The sequence below is a fragment of the Microbacterium sp. Ru50 genome (genome assembly GCF_002920555.1).
In the GTDB taxonomy this organism is placed as follows: domain Bacteria; phylum Actinomycetota; class Actinomycetes; order Actinomycetales; family Microbacteriaceae; genus Microbacterium; species Microbacterium arborescens.
Genome location: NZ_PQSV01000001.1, coordinates 831,001 through 845,606 on the forward strand (window position 1 = coordinate 831,001; position 14,606 = coordinate 845,606).

The following is a 14,606-nucleotide window of genomic DNA, read 5'->3' on the forward strand; positions in this document are numbered from 1 at the left end:
CAAATCTCAGGCGAGCACGAGGTCGAGCTCGGGGTGGCCGGCGAACACGTCCTGCACCAGGTCGAAGTAGGTCTTCCCGGCGCCCCGATCGAGATCGTCCAGCGCGGCGCGTGCCGGCGCCGCCGCGTACACGTCTGGGCGCTCGAGCTTCGCGGCCAGGTAGGCCCGAGTGAGCGGGACGCCCAGTGCCTGCCGCGAGGCGGTCGCATCAGCCCACACGACGCGGGCGGACGACGCGCGGGCGAGGACGCCGAACCCGCCGTAGAGCAGGTCGTCGAGGGCGTCCAGGCTCTCCCCGAGAGTCCAGTCCTCGTCGGGCATGAAGACGCGGTTGAGCTCCGCGTAGAGCGAGGGGATGTCGCGGACGCGCGCCCCCTCGATGCGCAGGTCGACGGCAGCGGACGGCGGACGATTCACACGCCGAGGCTAGCCGCCCATGACGATGACGCGCCCGCGAGGCGAGGCCGAAACAGGCGGGCCACGGCCAGGACCGTTCTGCTAGCGTGCGTGAGAGCGCTCCCTGGGAGCGCTCTCAGACGAGCGAAGGAGCTTGAATGGAAGCAATGAGACAGCGTCACAGGAGACGCGTGACGTCCGTGATCACGACGGGTTTGCTCGTGGGGGCAGCGATGACCACGGCCCCGCTGGCCGCTGCGGCGGCGCCGGCCGAGCTACTCCGGAACGGGGACTTCTCGACGGGTCATGAGCCCTGGTGGTCGGCCGGCGTCGATGGCTTCGACACCGCGACCGGCGCCTTCTGCGCCGGGGTGCCCGACACCGAGAACCCCTGGGATGTGCTGATCGGTCAGAGCGACCTCGCTCTGGTCGACGGGGCCGCCTACACGCTGACGGCGCGAGTCCGCGCTGATGCGACCGCCACGGTCGTCGCTCAGGTCGCCCCCACCGTCCCCGACGCCGCTTACACGACGTACCTCGCGCAGAGCACCCAGCTGACCGACGACTGGCAGCTGATCCGCGCGGAGTTCACAGCACGCGACCTGGGACAGGGCACCGTGTCGGAGCTGCAGTTCCGCCTCGGCGCGAACGGCGCCACGCGATTCTGCGTCGATGACGTGAGTCTCGTCGCCCACGACGCCCCGACTCCCCCGGTCACCCCGATCGGCGACGACGAGCTGCTCCCGAATCCTACGCTGGACGACAGCACGAACCCGTGGTGGACGAGCGGCCCCGTGTCGCTGTCGAACCCCGGCCAGCGGATGTGTGCGACGGTGACCGAGCAGACGCCGAATCTGTGGGACGTTCTCCTCGGCCACAACGACATCTTCCTGCCCGGTGAGACGGACTTTCGCCTGAGCTTCACCGCATCCGCTTCGTCCATCGCGACCGCCTCGGCGAAGGTCGGGACCTACACAGGCGCATCGCCGACCGACTGGCTCGAGCAGTCCTTCACACTGGACACCCAGCCGCAGTCGTTCGACATCGCGTTCACGACGACGCCCGCCGCCGACTACCACCTCGGCCAGGTGCAGTTCCGACTCGGCGCGGTGCCCGCCGGCACCGAGATCTGCTTCGACGAGATATCACTCCGGGGCACCGTCTACTCGTACACTGCCGATCCGGGCCCCGCCGTCAAGGTCAATCAGGTCGGGTATCTACCCCAGGGCCCCAAGCGCGCGACCGTCGTGTCCGACGCCGCCGCGCCGCTGCCGTGGACCCTCGAAGCGCCGGACGGATCCGTTCTCGCCATGGGCGAGACCGAGCCGGCCGGCTTCGACGCGAGCGCCGGGGCGTCCGTCCACCGGATCGACTTCAGCGACGTCACCGAAGAAGCGGTCGATGTGCGGCTCCGGGTCGGCACGGACATCAGCCATCCCTTCGCGATCTCCGCCGACCTCTTCCAGTCGTTGCGCGCCGACTCGATGCGCTTCTTTTACACGAACCGCTCCGGCATCGACATCGACGGCGACATCGCGGGCGCGGAGTACGCTCGCCCCGCCGGTCATATCGGCGCCTCGCCCAATCAGGGTGACGACAATGTCGGGTGCCTCGAGCCGCAGCCGTGGTCGGACGGCTGGACCTGCAGCGATCGTCATGACGTCCGCGGCGGCTGGTACGACGCGGGCGACCACGGCAAGTACGTCGTCAACGGCGGCATCGCGGTAGCCCAGGTCCTCTCGACCTACGAGCGGGCCGTCGCCGCCGGCACGGCGGACGCGCTGGGCGATTCGACCCTCGCGGTTCCCGAGCGGGGCAACGGCGTCCCGGACATCCTCGACGAGGCGCGGTGGCAGATGGAGTTCCTGCTGCGGATGCAGGTGCCCTCCGGCGACCCGCTCGCCGGAATGGCCTGGCACAAGGTGCACGACCGAGCGTGGACGGGACTGCCGCTCATGCCGCACGACGACCCGCAGGAACGACTGCTGCACCGGCCGTCGACGGCGGCGACGCTGAACTTGGCAGCGACCGCAGCGCAGGCATCCCGCCTGTATGAGCCGTTCGACGCCTCGTTCGCGCAGCGGCTGCTCGAAGCGGCCGAGCGTGCGTACGACGCCGCCCTCGCACACCCCGACCTGCTCGCGCCGGAAGAGGACGGCACGGGCGGCGGCACCTACGCCGATGACGAGGTGACCGACGAGTTCTACTGGGCGGCGGCGGAGCTCTACATCACGACCGGCAGCGACCGCTACCGCGCAGAGGTGGAGGGCAACCCGCTGCATCAGGCCGACGTGTTCGAGCCCGGCGGCTTCTACTGGGGCGAAGTCGCGGCCCTCGGACGAATGCAGCTCGCTCGATTCGCAACGGACCTGCCCGACATCGACCGCATCCGCGCGTCGGTGATCGATGCGGCCGAGCGTCTGATCGCCGATCAGCGGGCACAGCCGTTCGGCCAGCCGTACGCGCCGGATGAGGGACTGTACGACTGGGGCTCGAACTCATCGGTACTGAACAATCAGGTCGTCCTGGGGACGGCGTTCGATCTGACCCAGCGCCCGCGGTACGCCGATGCGGTCGTCGAGGGCTTCGACTACCTGCTCGGGCGCAACGTGCTCGGTCAGTCGTACATCACCGGGTACGGGACGAACGACGCACGCAACCAGCACAGCCGCTGGTACGCCAATGCCCTCGACCCGGCGCTCCCGAATCCTCCGGTGGGCACGGTCGCCGGCGGACCGAACTCGTCGATCCAGGACCCGGTGGCAGGAGCCTGGCTGCAGGGCTGCGCGCCGCAGGCGTGCTACGTCGACAACATCGGGGCCTGGTCGGTCAACGAGATCACCGTCAACTGGAACTCGGCCCTTGCCTGGGTCTCCTCCTTCGTCGCCGACCTCGGAGACGGCTTGGTCGCCGTCTCGCCGCGCGCCGTCGACGACGTCGCCTCGGGGCCCGCCGGTGGCAGGATCGCCGTGCATCCGCTCGCCAACGACGTCGCCGGCGATGCCGACATTCCGCTCGTGGCGGCGTCGCTCGCGCTCATCGATGCCGATGGCGCGCCGACGACGACCGTCGTCGTCGAAGGCCAGGGGCGATACGAGCTGAACGGGGACGTCGTGTCGTTCATCGCGGATGTCGCGTTCGAGCGAACGGCCGACCCGGTGAGCTACCGCGTCGCAGATGCCCGCGGCACCGAGGTGACCGCGACCATCACGGCGACCGTCACCGCGAGTCCGGCATCCGAAGAGCCCAGCGGCTCCGGTGCTGCGGGCTCCGCGGCACCGAGCGCGACCGGCGGCATCCTTGCACGGTCGGGTATGGACCCGCTTCCGCTGTGGGTGCTGACCGGCGTCGCCGCGGCTCTCACGGCGGCGGGAGTCTGCTTGCTGCGGCGGCGGCTCGACTGACACCGCACGGGGCGCTCGGAGCCAGGTCGCGAGCGCCCCGTCGCGTCCGTGTTAGCTTTCGAACAGCGCGACCATCATCCGGAACGAGGACATGACCGACACTCCCCCCGCCCGCCGGGCAGCCCGGGTGACGCTGCGGGAGGTCGCGGAGCGCGCCGGCGTCTCACGTTCCGCCGTCTCGTTCGTGATGAACGGTCGCACCGACCAGCGCCTCTCCGACGACGTCTTCGATCGGGTTCGACGCGCCGCAGACGAGCTCGGCTACCGCCCGAACATCACCGCGCAGACGCTGCGCACCGGGCGCTCAGGCACGGTCGCGCTGGTCTCCGATTTCGTCAGCAGCACCTCGTTCGCGAACTCGATGGTGCGCGGCGCGATGCAGGAGCTCCGGGAGCACGACACCCTGTTGTTCACCGTCGACACCCAGGGCGACGCCGACCTGGAGGACCAGCTGCTCCACAGTCTTCTCGGCCGCAACATCGACGGGGTCATCTACGCCTCGATGTTCACGCGGACCGTCACCTTGCCGCGAGTGCTGGAGGGCGTGCCGACGGTCCTGCTGAACTGCGTGACGGTGGACGGGTCGATCGACGCCGTCGTGCCCGACGAGATCGCCGCGGGCCGCGATGCCGCGCGGATGCTGCTGGATCACGGCCACCGCGACGGGATCTGGTTCGTCGGAGACCTGCCGGCGGGCTCGCGAGGCGGAGCCGCCTGGCCCGAGTGGGACCCGATCGCGCTGACCGAGCGGCTGGCGGGGATCGACCAGGTGCTGACCGCGGCCGGAACGACCCTCGCCGGTGTCACCGCGATCGACGACGACTGGGATGTCGCGAACGGTCGACGAGCGGTGTCGCGGATGCTCGCGGAGGCCCGGGACGCGCCGACCGCGCTCGTGTGCGCGAACGACGCGCTCGCCGTCGGTGCCTATCAGGCGCTGCATCACGCCGGGCTCAGCGTCCCCGCCGACGTGTCGGTGATCGGGTTCGACGGCAGCCCCTACGCCCGCGCCGTCGAGCCCGAGCTCACGTCGATCGCGCTGCCCCACATCGAGCTGGGGCGGCAGGCGGCGACGATGCTCGCGGCCCCCGGCGATTCGCCGCGGATCGAACGCGTGCCGATGCCGATCCGGGTCGGCGGGTCGGTCGGGGGACCTCCCTCCCTGTAGCGGCTCAGCTTCGTCGCGTCAGCGGAAGCCGCCCGGTGCGAACAGGTCGGGGCGTTCGGCCTTCAGATGTGCCAGGAGCTGTCCGTAGCCCGTCATGGCCGAGGTCGCCGTGAAGGCCGTCCGCCGGCCGCACTTCGCGAGAACCCCGCTGTACCGATGAGCCACGTGCGGGCGCAGCCGGGTGATGTCCGCCAGCTCGACCCGGATCGGCGGCAGGAAACCCCGCGAGACGAAGACCACCTGGGGGGCGACCTCGAGCCGCATCCGGCTCATCCCGTGCGCCAGCCACACGAGCGCCGCGCCGATGAGCAGAGCGCCCAGCCCGACGATCCGCCTCGCGGGCGAGTCCTCCGGACGGGAGAGCGGACCGACGAGATTGATGACGCCGATGATCGCCATCATGCAACCCCCGACGCGCACCATGACCCGCCGCCAACGCTGCGTCGATACGACGAAGAGCACCGTGGCGCGTTCTTGACGCCACGCCGCAGCGACGTCGGACGATCTCGCCAGTACGGCGCTCGCGCCCGCGATCGCCAGCATGACGACAGCGACGGCGAAGCCGATCACGGAGAACAGAGCATCCATGGGCGACGGGCCTCTCGTCAGGATCGGGCGACGCTCGACGGTATCGCATCAGCCGATCCGCTCGACGCGGACGTCGTCGATGTTCAACCAGGTGCCGCCTGCGGCCTCCGAGGAGAACCCGAACTCGAGGGTTCCGTTGGTGACCGGCACCTCGAGCGACACCCGCGTCCAGTCGTTCGGGCTCACCGGCAGTGCCGCCTGACGCTCGGGTACGCCGGAGTTCTTCGCGTAGAGGTACGCGAAACTCTGGCCACCACTGTTGAGCGTCCACGCGGAGACGCGATAGAGCCCCGACGGGAGCCCGCCGAGCGTCTGATAGATCGACGCGGTATAGGCGGTCGACTTCCAGAACGTGAGCTTGAGCGCACCGACGACCGCCGGGTCCTGAGTGAAGACCGCGTTGGCGTGCGCGCCTCCTGGCGACCACACACCCCAGCCGGTCGGCTCGTTCGTGTAACCGTCCTGCTCGAAGCCGCCGTTGACGGCGAGGTTCGTCGGAGGCGTCTCGCCGAACACGTCGAGGGTCGGCAGAGCCGCGCCGCTCCAGTCGAACAGCGTCTGGTTGTCCCACGGGTTGGAGAGGACACCCGGGTCGTCGTTGTCAATCTTTCCGGCCTCGGTCCCCCAGTTGGCGCCCGGGACGGGAAGCCAGCCGGGCTCCCACCAGATGAGTCCGCGCCCCCGCCCGTCGGGCACCGCGCGCACGATGTCGCGGAGGTCACGGAGGAAGGCGGTCTGACCGACGACGCTCGCGGGGTAGCCGCCGGTCGCCGCCTCTGCCGTGTAGAACGAGTTCCCGAGGCCGTCGCCGTCGCCGAGCGTCCAGCCGTACGCGGTCTCGACGATGAGGACGTCTTTGTCGTACCGCGCGCTGATGTCGTTGAGATTGACGGCGAGCTGCCCCATGGTGCCATGCCAGAACGGGTAGTACGACAGCCCGATGATGTCGAACGGAACACCCTGCGCCGTGATCGCATCGAACCACCAGCGATACAGCGCGTTGTCGCCGCCGTGATCCAGGTGCAGGACGATCTCGATGTCCTCCCCCGTCCGGAGCGACGCATCGACGCCCGCGATCCCCGCTTTCAGCAGGCCCGCGAGCTGGGTGAAGTCCGAGACGCCATTGCCGACCCGCCCGTGATCCCAGAGGATGCCGCCGGGGATCTCGTTGCCCATCTGGACCATGTCGGGCAGCACCCCGGCCGCTCGCATCGCGTCGATGAGGTCTTCGGTGTATGCGCGAACGGTCGACACCAGTTGCGAGTAGGTCAGACCGCGCCATGCCTTCGGTACGGTCTGCGTGCCGGGGTCGGCCCACCAGTCGCTGAGGTGGAAGTCGAGCAGGATGTCCATCCCCGCGGCCTTCGCTCGCTGCGCCGTCGAGATCGTCGTGGCCAGGTCGTTCGTGCCGCCACCGTACGGTTCGCCCGTGACGGTGTACGGATCGACCCAGAGGCGCAGCCGAGCGAGATTCATGCCGGCATCGCCCATGATGTCGATCGGGTCGCCCACGACTCCGCCGCGAGAGAACGTCCCGCCGAGCGACTCGACCTCGTGGATCATCCCGAGATCTCCGCCCATCACGAAGCCGTCGGGTTCGACGGCGGCGGCCCTCGTCGCGGGCAGCGCCGCCCCGACGAGGACGAGCGCCGCCGCCGTGATGAGCGCCGATGCTCGCCGCCGTGCTCTGTGCGTCATGTGTCTTCCTCTCTCATCGGTCGGAGCGGATCCGCCGTCGCCCCCAGTGCGCTCAACGAGGCGAGAGCGCATCCGCCCTCGTCGAACAGCGTCTGATTGGCCCACCCGTTGCCGGGCTCGGCCACGTCGTTGCCGTAAGCCATGCCCGCCGTCGACGCCCAGGATGTTCCCGGAACGGGCAGCCAGGCGGGCTCCCAGTACACGACTCCCCGGCCACGGCCACCGGGCACGTCGCGGACGACCCGGGCCAGGTCGTGGAGGTACCGCGACTGGCCCTCGACCGACGCCGGGTAGACCGCCGCCGGTGAGCTCGCATCGAACATCGACGTCCCCACCGGGTTGTCAGGTCGGTACGCGTAGGCGGTCTCGACGACGATGACGTCCTTCTCGTAGCGTTGGACGAGGTGGTGCAGGTTACCGCTCAGATCGGCGAGCGATCCGTGCCACAACGGGTAGTAGGACAGTCCGATCGCGTCGAAGTCGACGGCTCGCGCCGTGATCTCGTCGAACCATCGACGGTAGAGGTCGGCGGCGCCTCCCGCATCGAGGTGCAGCACGATGCGCGAACGATCGTCGGCGGCACGAACGGCGCTCGAGCCCGCGTGCAGCAAGCGGGCGAGACGGTCGTACTGCTCTCGCGCCTCGTCGGTGGGCACCGCCTCGAAGGCTCGGTTCACGAGGTCGTACCGCGGTGTCCGGCCGAGCGGCCACAGCATCCCGTTCGTCGTCTCGTTGCCGACCTGGACCCACTCCGGGCTGCCGGCATTCGCGCTCACGGCCGAGATGACCTCGGTGGTGTGGGCAGCCACGGCCTCGCACAGGCCGTCGAGGTCGAGTCCCTGCCACGAGCGGGGAAGCGACTGCTTCTTCGGATCGGCCCAGAAGTCGCTGTAGTGGAGATCGATCATGAGGCCGAGGCCGGCGTCGCGCGCACGCTCGGCCAGGCGCACGGTCGTGGCGAGATCGTTCGTGCCGCCCTGATACGGGCGTCCCTCCGCGTCGGTCGGATCCACCCACACGCGAAGCCGCGCGAGATTGACCCCGTGGTCGGCGAGGATCCGGAAGAGGTCCCTCGCGCCCGCGGCATCCGAGAACCACCCCCCGAGCGCCTCGACCTCTGCGGTCATCGATACGTCGGCACCCCGGATCTGCAGTGGTGTCGTCATCATTCCTTCTCTCCTCCCTGAGCGAGCCCCGCGACCAGGTAGCGCTGGAGCACCATGTAAAGCACCGTGATCGGCACCGCGACGAGGATGGCCCCGGCCGCGAAGGTCGTGAAGTCGTTTCGGGTCTGATCCGAGATCAGTTGGAACAGTCCTATCGCGACGGTGTAGTTCTGCGGGCTGCTTATCAACAGGCGCGGCAGGATGAAGTCCATCCAGGGGACCGCGAACTGGGTGACCGCGACGAACGTCAGCATCGGGGTCATCAGCGGCAGCAGGATGCGCGTGAAGATCTGCAGATGCGACGCGCCGTCGAGCACCGCCGCCTCGTCGAGGCTGGTCGAGATCCCGTCGAGATAACCCTTGAGAAGCCAGATGTTGTAGGGCACCGCGGCGGCGACGCTCGCGATGATCAGACCCGCGAGGCTGTCGAGCAGTCCGAAATTCAGGTACAGGATGTAGATCGCGATGGCGGTCATGAACGTCGGGAAGATCTGGATGACGAGCATGACCAGCAGGCCGGTGCGCCGGCCCGAGAATCGGAGTCGCGCGAAGACGTAGGCGGCGATCGCCGACAGCAGCACGCTGAGCACCATGTTCGATACCGCGACGATGAGGGAGTTGCCGTACCAGGTCGCGAACGGCGTCTCGGCGAACAACCGGATGTAGTTGGCGAACGTCGGATCGGCGGGGATCGCCGACGCCTGGGCGAGCGAGCGTCCCGAGCCGAGCGATGATCCGACGATCCACGCCAGCGGGTACAGCACGATGACCGCGACGACGACGAGCTCGACGTGGATGAGGACGGTGATGAGACGGCTTCGGGTTCTATGCATCGGTGAAGGCCTTCGAGCGACGCAGGCTCCAGACGGAGAAGCTCCCGACGATGACGAAGATCAGGATCGACATCACCGAAGCGATGTCGTACAGACCGTTGTCGAGGGTGAGTTTGTAGAGCCAGGTGATGAGGATGTCGGTGCTGCCGGCGTACCGGTAGTCGGGGTTGGCCGGACCACCCTGCGTGAGGAAGTAGATGACCCCGAAGTTGTTGAAGTTGGCGACGAATGACAGCACGATGAGCGGCGCCGTTGCCCGCAGGACGATCGGCAGGGTGATGTAGCGCACCTGCTGCGCGGCGGAGGCGCCGTCGATGCGGGCGGCTTCGTAGTAGCTCGGCGAGATGTTCGTCAGTGCACCGCTGACGAGTGCCATGAAGTACGGAAAGCCGAGCCAGAGGTTGACCAGCAGCGCGATGATCCGGGCGAGCCACGGATTGGCCGGGTCGGTCAGCCACATGACCCGCTCGGACGTCATGCCCCAGTCGACCAGGGCCTGACTGATCGGGCCGAACTGGCCGTTGAACATCGAGCGGAAGACGAGTGCCGAGATCATCGCCGGCACGGCCCACGGCAGGAAGAAGATGCTTCGCCACACGCGGGGGAAGCGGACGCGCCGACTCGAGACGAGGACCGCCTGCAAGAACCCGAACACGTAGGTCGTCGCCGTCGCCAGCGCCGCCCATGCGATCGTCCAGCCGAGCACGCCGAAGAACGTCGCTCCCCAGGCGCCGGCGCCGAGCAGCTGCCGGAAGTTCGCCAGCCCGACCCACTCCACGAGCTGCATCGGCGGCAGATTGTCTTTGCTGTAGTCCGTGAAGGCGATGAGGATGCCGAAGGCGACCGGGAGCGCGGTGACGAACAGCAGCAGCACGACGGTCGGCGCGAGCACGAGATACGGGAATGAGCGCTGCCGCGCGTCGCGGACCCAGGCCCGGACAGCCACGCGTTCGCCGGTCTCAAGGAAACGGCGTCGCGTCTTCGCGGCATCGCGCACCGCCCACACCGCGAGGGCGAGGAGCAGCGAGAGGACGAGCACCGCGATGATCCCGTTGATCATCAGGATGATCGAGTGGTCACCCGCGGACAGCCCGGCCACGGTCATGGCCCGCGGCTGCGTGCCCAGCGTCACAAGGCCCCAGAGACCGCGGACGAAGAATCCGCCGTGCGTCCGAGGCGTGTACTCACCGATATCCGCGTAATGCCCCGTCGTGAGCTCGACAGCGACGGCGAGCGCAGCCACGACGGCGAGCGCGATCCCTTTCACCCACTCGCGGTTGAGCACCTGCCCGAGACCGGGCACGAGGGCGGAGGCGAGTCCGATCGACCAGGGCGCCGTCGGGCTCGCTCCGCGATGATGCGGGGTCACTCCCCCAGCCCGGTCAGATCGGCGTACCCCGAGACGGCCTGCCGCTGGGCGGCGGGGGCGTCGAGCACGCCGTCCCACACGCTGGAGACGAGGGTGTTCCCGACGGTCCAGAGCTTGTCGCCGACATCGGAGACGAGGTCCGATCGCTCGGCCTGCGCGAGGATGCCACCGGCGTGCTCGTCGTCGGCGAGGCCGGGAATGGCCTCGGTGTTCTCGCTCGTCAGCGCGGGGATGCCCCCCGTCGTCTCATAGAGGGCGGCGGCGGCCTCGTCCGAGGCGAGGAACGCGGCGAAGACCCGCGCGGCACCGGGGTGGGCTGAATAGCCCGACACGACACCCACGCCGAGCCCAGCGAGCGTCGCGGGCTCCTCGCCTCCCTCGACGGCGGGCAATGTTGTCACGCCGAACTCGAACCCCTCGGACTCTCCTGCCGCGGTGAAATCGCCGATCGACCAGGGTCCCGTGATCACGTACGGGGTCTCTCCCTTGGCGAACTCCATCTCGATCGAGTCCCAGGTCGCGTCGGCGGCGTTCACCTGCCAGAGGTCGCGAAGACCGCCGTAGTAGGCCAGCGCGGTGGTCAGTGCGGGGTCGTCAAGGCCGGGAGCCGCGGGGTCGCCCGTGAGATGCCACCCCAGCGAGGTCAGCACCGGATAGGCGTAGTAGAGCTCGCCGCTGAGCCAGCGCACGGTCCAGCGATTCGTCCGGGGGTCGTTGTAGCTCGCCGCGAGTTCGCGGATCTGCTCCCAGGTCTGCGCCGGTTCGCTCGAACCCGTGAGCTGTTCCAGGAGGGTCTTGTTGTAGAACAGCGCGATCGACTCGGTCGACACCGGCACGCCGTACAGGTCGCCGTCGCGGCTGACGACGCCGGCGAAGGTCTCGCCGACGCGCTGCGTGATCTCGCTGTCGTACTCACCCAGCGGCGCGGCGACACCCGAGTCGATCGCCCCCGGGAGATCGGTGAAGTTCGTGAAGTACACATCCGCGCCGGTGCCGGCCTCGCCGTCGAGTTCCATCTTGGCGACGGCATCGACCTTCGACACCGTCGTGAGCTCGACGCGAATGTCGGGATGTACCGCGGTGAAGGCCTCCACCAGCGCTTCGCCGTACTCGGGGTACTCCACCCAGACCTTCAGCGGCGCCTCTCCGCTGGCGACGTCGGGCTCGATCTCATATGCCCGCGCCTCGGCATCCCAGGTCAGGGTCGCTTCCTCGTCGGGCGGCGCGCTGGAGCACCCGGCGGTGGCCGCGAGCGAAAGGACGATGGCCGCTCCCACCGTGGTACGGGCAGTGGCTGCTGTGCTTCGGATGGTCATGCAAACTCCCTCGTTGCCGTGACTGTGACCGGTCCCAGTCAACTGTCGCCGTCCATCTGAGTCCATGACAGTAGTGGCCGGATCGCCCCCGCGTGCGGTCTCTCCCTGGGGAGGAGTCGGTGTCCGACGGAGCTCGCGATCGTCCACCGCCATGTACGTGCTCGCCTGCGAACGCGACCCCTTCTCGGGTACTCCGCGACATGCTCCTGACCGAACCGGAGACGTTCACGGCGTTGAGCTACGCCGCGCTGAGCCACCGGTTCGGAGTGGAGCCGTGACGACTGCCCGACCCGACGCCGCTTGTGCCGGTCGCATCGACCGCAGTGCGGCTGGCACAGTGGGGGGATGAGCACGTTGGAAAGCGACATCATCGACGAGCGGGCGCTGAGGTCCGCGATCGCAGGTGCGCCGTTCTCCGGGGTCATCAGCGTCGACTCGGGCGACGCTCCGGTATGGCGGAGCGCGCACGGACTGGCTGACCGCGCGAACGGGACGCCGGCGAGCAAGGCCACACGATTTGCGATCGCATCCGGAAGCAAGGCGTTCACCGCGCTTGCGATCATGCGGCTCGTGGAAGAGGGCACCCTCGCGCTCGACACAGCGGTCCGAGACCTGCTCGGTGACGACCTCCCGCTCATCGACCACGCCGTCACCGTCGAGCATCTCCTCGGCCACACGTCGGGGATCGGCGACTACATCGACGAGGACGACGATCTCGATGTGTCGGAGTTCTTCCTCGGAGTGCCCGTGCACACGCTGACGACGGCGGAAGCGTTCCTTCCCCTGCTCGACGGCATCCCGCCCCGGGCCGCTCCCGGCGAGACCTTCTCGTACTGCAACAGCGGGTACGTCCTGCTGGCGATCATCATCGAGCGGGTGACGAGGCGCGGGTTCCACGAGGTCGTGCATGACCTCGTCATCGCCCCGGCCGGCCTCACCGACACCGATTTCCCCCGTACCGACGAGCTCGGCGCGGATCATGCCCGCGGCTACGTCTTCGACGAGGGACTGCGGGTCAACACGCTGCACCTGCCCGTCCGCGCCGGCGGCGACGGCGGCGCTTCGACCACAACCGCCGACGTGCACCGGTTCTGGCGAGCGTTCTTCGACGGACGCATCGTCTCCCCCGCGTCCGTGGCTCTCATGACGGCGCCACGTTCCCGGGTCGAAGACGAGGAGATGAGATACGGCCTGGGTTTCTGGCTGACCGAGACGGGGGCCGGCGTCGTGCTGGAGGGCTGCGACGTGGGAGCGTCGTTCCGTTCCGTGCATCACCCGCCGACCTCGACGACGGCGACCGTGATGAGCAACACGGCCGACGGCGCGTGGCCCGTCGCGCGCGTGCTGGCCGATGCGATGGCCGCGCTCGACGATCGGTAGGCCGCTCAGCCGGCCGGGACGGCTTCGTTCTCGTCGTCTTCGATGACCGGCGGTGCTGCCGCGATGTGCGTGATGGGACGCCACACCAACAAGAGGGTGAGCGCAGCACCCACGAACGCGAACCACCAAGGACCCGTCGGCCCCCAGACCTGCGCGATCACCCCGCCGAGCGCCTGACCGATGACGAGGCCGCCGAAGACACCGACCATGTTCACCGAGGCGATGCGTCCCTGCAGCTCGTGTGGAACCAGGCGCTGGCGGACCGTGGTCGAGATGGTCGCCCAGACGAACGCGTAGGCGCCGAACGCGATCATGATGACGAACGCCACGACGCCGGACGTCGTCAGGGCGAACGCGAGGTGCATGAGGACCTCCGCAGTAAGGCACACCCTCATCAGCGCGGCGAACGAGAAGCGTCGTTCCAGCCTTCCGAACAGCAGCGTCGCCGCCAGTCCCCCGATGGCCGAGGCCGTGGTCAGCGCGCCGTACCCGACGGGACCCATTTGCAGGTAGTCGGTGGCGTACAGCACGAGCACACCCCAGGGCGCGGCCCACGTCACGTTGAAAGTGAGGATGATGATCACGAGCGTCCGCACAGGGGGGTTGCACCACAACCAGCGGATGCCGCTCAGGATGTCGGCGTGCACCGCGGTCCGCTCACGCGCTGCATCCACTGGTTCGACTCTCTTCGTCGCCGTGATTCGCGAGATGAGGACGATCGCGAGCGCGACGCACAGCCCCTGGACGGCGAACGGCCAGAACGACCCGATGGCGAACAGGAAGGCACCGAGGGGCGGGCCGCCGAGCTGGTTCGCCACGAGGAACCCGGCCTGCAGCCGCGCGTTGCCGATCCCGAGGTCGCTCTTGCGCACCATCATCGGCAGCAGGGTGCTGCTGGTCGTGTCGACGAACACCTCGGCGGTGCCGTAGAGGAAGGCCACGATCAGCACCATCCAAATGCTGGCGAGTCCGGTGATGAGGAAGACGCACAGACCGATCAGCACGAGAGCCCGGATGCCGTTGGCCACCATGATCAGGATGCGCCGGTCGACCCGGTCGGCGATCGCGCCGGCGTGGAGTCCGAACAGCAGCCACGGCAGGAACTGCATGACGGCACCGGAGGCCACCAGGATGGGCGAATCGGTCATCGACGCGATCAGGAGCGGCGCGGCTGCGAGGGCGATGCCGTCGCCGATGTTGCTCGTCAGCGACGAAGCGAACAGCCACCGGAAGTCACGGCCGAGGCGCCGCGGCGCGACCCACTCTGCGATACCCACCGCACGAGCCT

11 protein-coding genes are annotated in these 14,606 nt (G+C 68.8%); 3 read left to right on the plus strand and 8 right to left on the minus strand.

All coding sequences use genetic code 11. The annotated features are described in order from the left end of the window. Window positions 1-6: 6 nt before the first annotated feature. Window positions 7-417 carry a barstar family protein gene (locus tag C3481_RS03965; protein ID WP_181021875.1) on the minus strand — a complete coding sequence of 137 codons (411 nt, stop codon included), beginning with the start codon at window positions 415-417 and terminating at the stop codon, window positions 7-9. 170 nt (window positions 418-587) lie between these two features. Between C3481_RS03965 and C3481_RS03970 the strand changes: the two genes are divergently transcribed. Together C3481_RS03970 and C3481_RS03975 are read left to right on the plus strand one after the other, a co-directional pair. After that, on the plus strand, window positions 588-3,800 hold the full coding sequence (locus C3481_RS03970) for a glycoside hydrolase family 9 protein (protein ID WP_181021876.1): 3,213 nt from the start codon (window positions 588-590) through the stop codon (window positions 3,798-3,800). 91 nt (window positions 3,801-3,891) lie between these two features. Further along, complete coding sequence (locus C3481_RS03975) at window positions 3,892-4,968, plus strand: LacI family DNA-binding transcriptional regulator (RefSeq protein ID WP_103840861.1); 1,077 nt, start codon at window positions 3,892-3,894, stop codon at window positions 4,966-4,968. An 18-nt stretch (window positions 4,969-4,986) separates the two neighbouring features. Here the strand turns inward: C3481_RS03975 and C3481_RS03980 are convergent, their stop codons facing one another. From C3481_RS03980 to C3481_RS04005, 6 genes are read right to left on the minus strand one after another with little or no spacing between them, the layout of a single operon-like run. Continuing rightward, window positions 4,987-5,556, minus strand: a complete 570-nt coding sequence (locus C3481_RS03980) for a hypothetical protein (RefSeq protein ID WP_071918316.1) — start codon at window positions 5,554-5,556, stop codon at window positions 4,987-4,989. A 48-nt stretch (window positions 5,557-5,604) separates the two neighbouring features. Then, on the minus strand, window positions 5,605-7,254 hold the full coding sequence (locus tag C3481_RS03985) for a glycosyl hydrolase 53 family protein (RefSeq protein WP_103840863.1): 1,650 nt from the start codon (window positions 7,252-7,254) through the stop codon (window positions 5,605-5,607). Then, window positions 7,251-8,423: a glycosyl hydrolase 53 family protein gene (locus C3481_RS03990; protein ID WP_258039009.1), complete on the minus strand. Its 1,173-nt coding sequence runs from the start codon at window positions 8,421-8,423 to the stop codon at window positions 7,251-7,253. The genes C3481_RS03985 and C3481_RS03990 overlap by 4 nt, the downstream gene beginning before the upstream one ends. Next, window positions 8,420-9,253: a sugar ABC transporter permease gene (locus C3481_RS03995; protein ID WP_064956874.1), complete on the minus strand. Its 834-nt coding sequence runs from the start codon at window positions 9,251-9,253 to the stop codon at window positions 8,420-8,422. Before C3481_RS03995 ends, C3481_RS03990 begins: the two co-directional genes overlap by 4 nt. Continuing rightward, entirely contained in the window at window positions 9,246-10,622 is a 1,377-nt protein-coding gene (locus C3481_RS04000) for a carbohydrate ABC transporter permease (RefSeq protein ID WP_023951641.1), read from the minus strand. Before C3481_RS04000 ends, C3481_RS03995 begins: the two co-directional genes overlap by 8 nt. Continuing rightward, complete coding sequence (locus C3481_RS04005) at window positions 10,619-11,938, minus strand: extracellular solute-binding protein (protein WP_181021877.1); 1,320 nt, start codon at window positions 11,936-11,938, stop codon at window positions 10,619-10,621. Before C3481_RS04005 ends, C3481_RS04000 begins: the two co-directional genes overlap by 4 nt. Before the next feature lie 345 nt (window positions 11,939-12,283). Here C3481_RS04005 and C3481_RS04010 point away from each other — a divergent pair, with 345 nt between their 5' ends. After that, a complete protein-coding gene (locus C3481_RS04010; RefSeq protein ID WP_103840869.1) occupies window positions 12,284-13,318 on the plus strand; it encodes a serine hydrolase in 1,035 nt (344 codons plus the stop codon). Between the two features lie 5 nt (window positions 13,319-13,323). Here the strand turns inward: C3481_RS04010 and C3481_RS04015 are convergent, their stop codons facing one another. After that, window positions 13,324-14,595 carry an MFS transporter gene (locus C3481_RS04015; protein ID WP_088380858.1) on the minus strand — a complete coding sequence of 424 codons (1,272 nt, stop codon included), beginning with the start codon at window positions 14,593-14,595 and terminating at the stop codon, window positions 13,324-13,326. Window positions 14,596-14,606: the final 11 nt, after the last annotated feature.

Bases quoted from the DNA above. Each gene is read 5' to 3' on its own strand.
- C3481_RS04010 (WP_103840869.1), top strand. From the start codon at position 12,284: ATGAGCACGTTGGAAAGCGACATCATCGACGAGCGGGCGCTGAGGTCC.
- C3481_RS03980 (WP_071918316.1), bottom strand. From the start codon at position 5,556: ATGGATGCTCTGTTCTCCGTGATCGGCTTCGCCGTCGCTGTCGTCATG.
- C3481_RS03990 (WP_258039009.1), bottom strand. From the start codon at position 8,423: ATGATGACGACACCACTGCAGATCCGGGGTGCCGACGTATCGATGACC.
- C3481_RS03985 (WP_103840863.1), bottom strand. From the start codon at position 7,254: ATGACGCACAGAGCACGGCGGCGAGCATCGGCGCTCATCACGGCGGCG.
- C3481_RS03995 (WP_064956874.1), bottom strand. From the start codon at position 9,253: ATGCATAGAACCCGAAGCCGTCTCATCACCGTCCTCATCCACGTCGAG.
- C3481_RS04005 (WP_181021877.1), bottom strand. From the start codon at position 11,938: ATGACCATCCGAAGCACAGCAGCCACTGCCCGTACCACGGTGGGAGCG.
- C3481_RS03975 (WP_103840861.1), top strand. From the start codon at position 3,892: ATGACCGACACTCCCCCCGCCCGCCGGGCAGCCCGGGTGACGCTGCGG.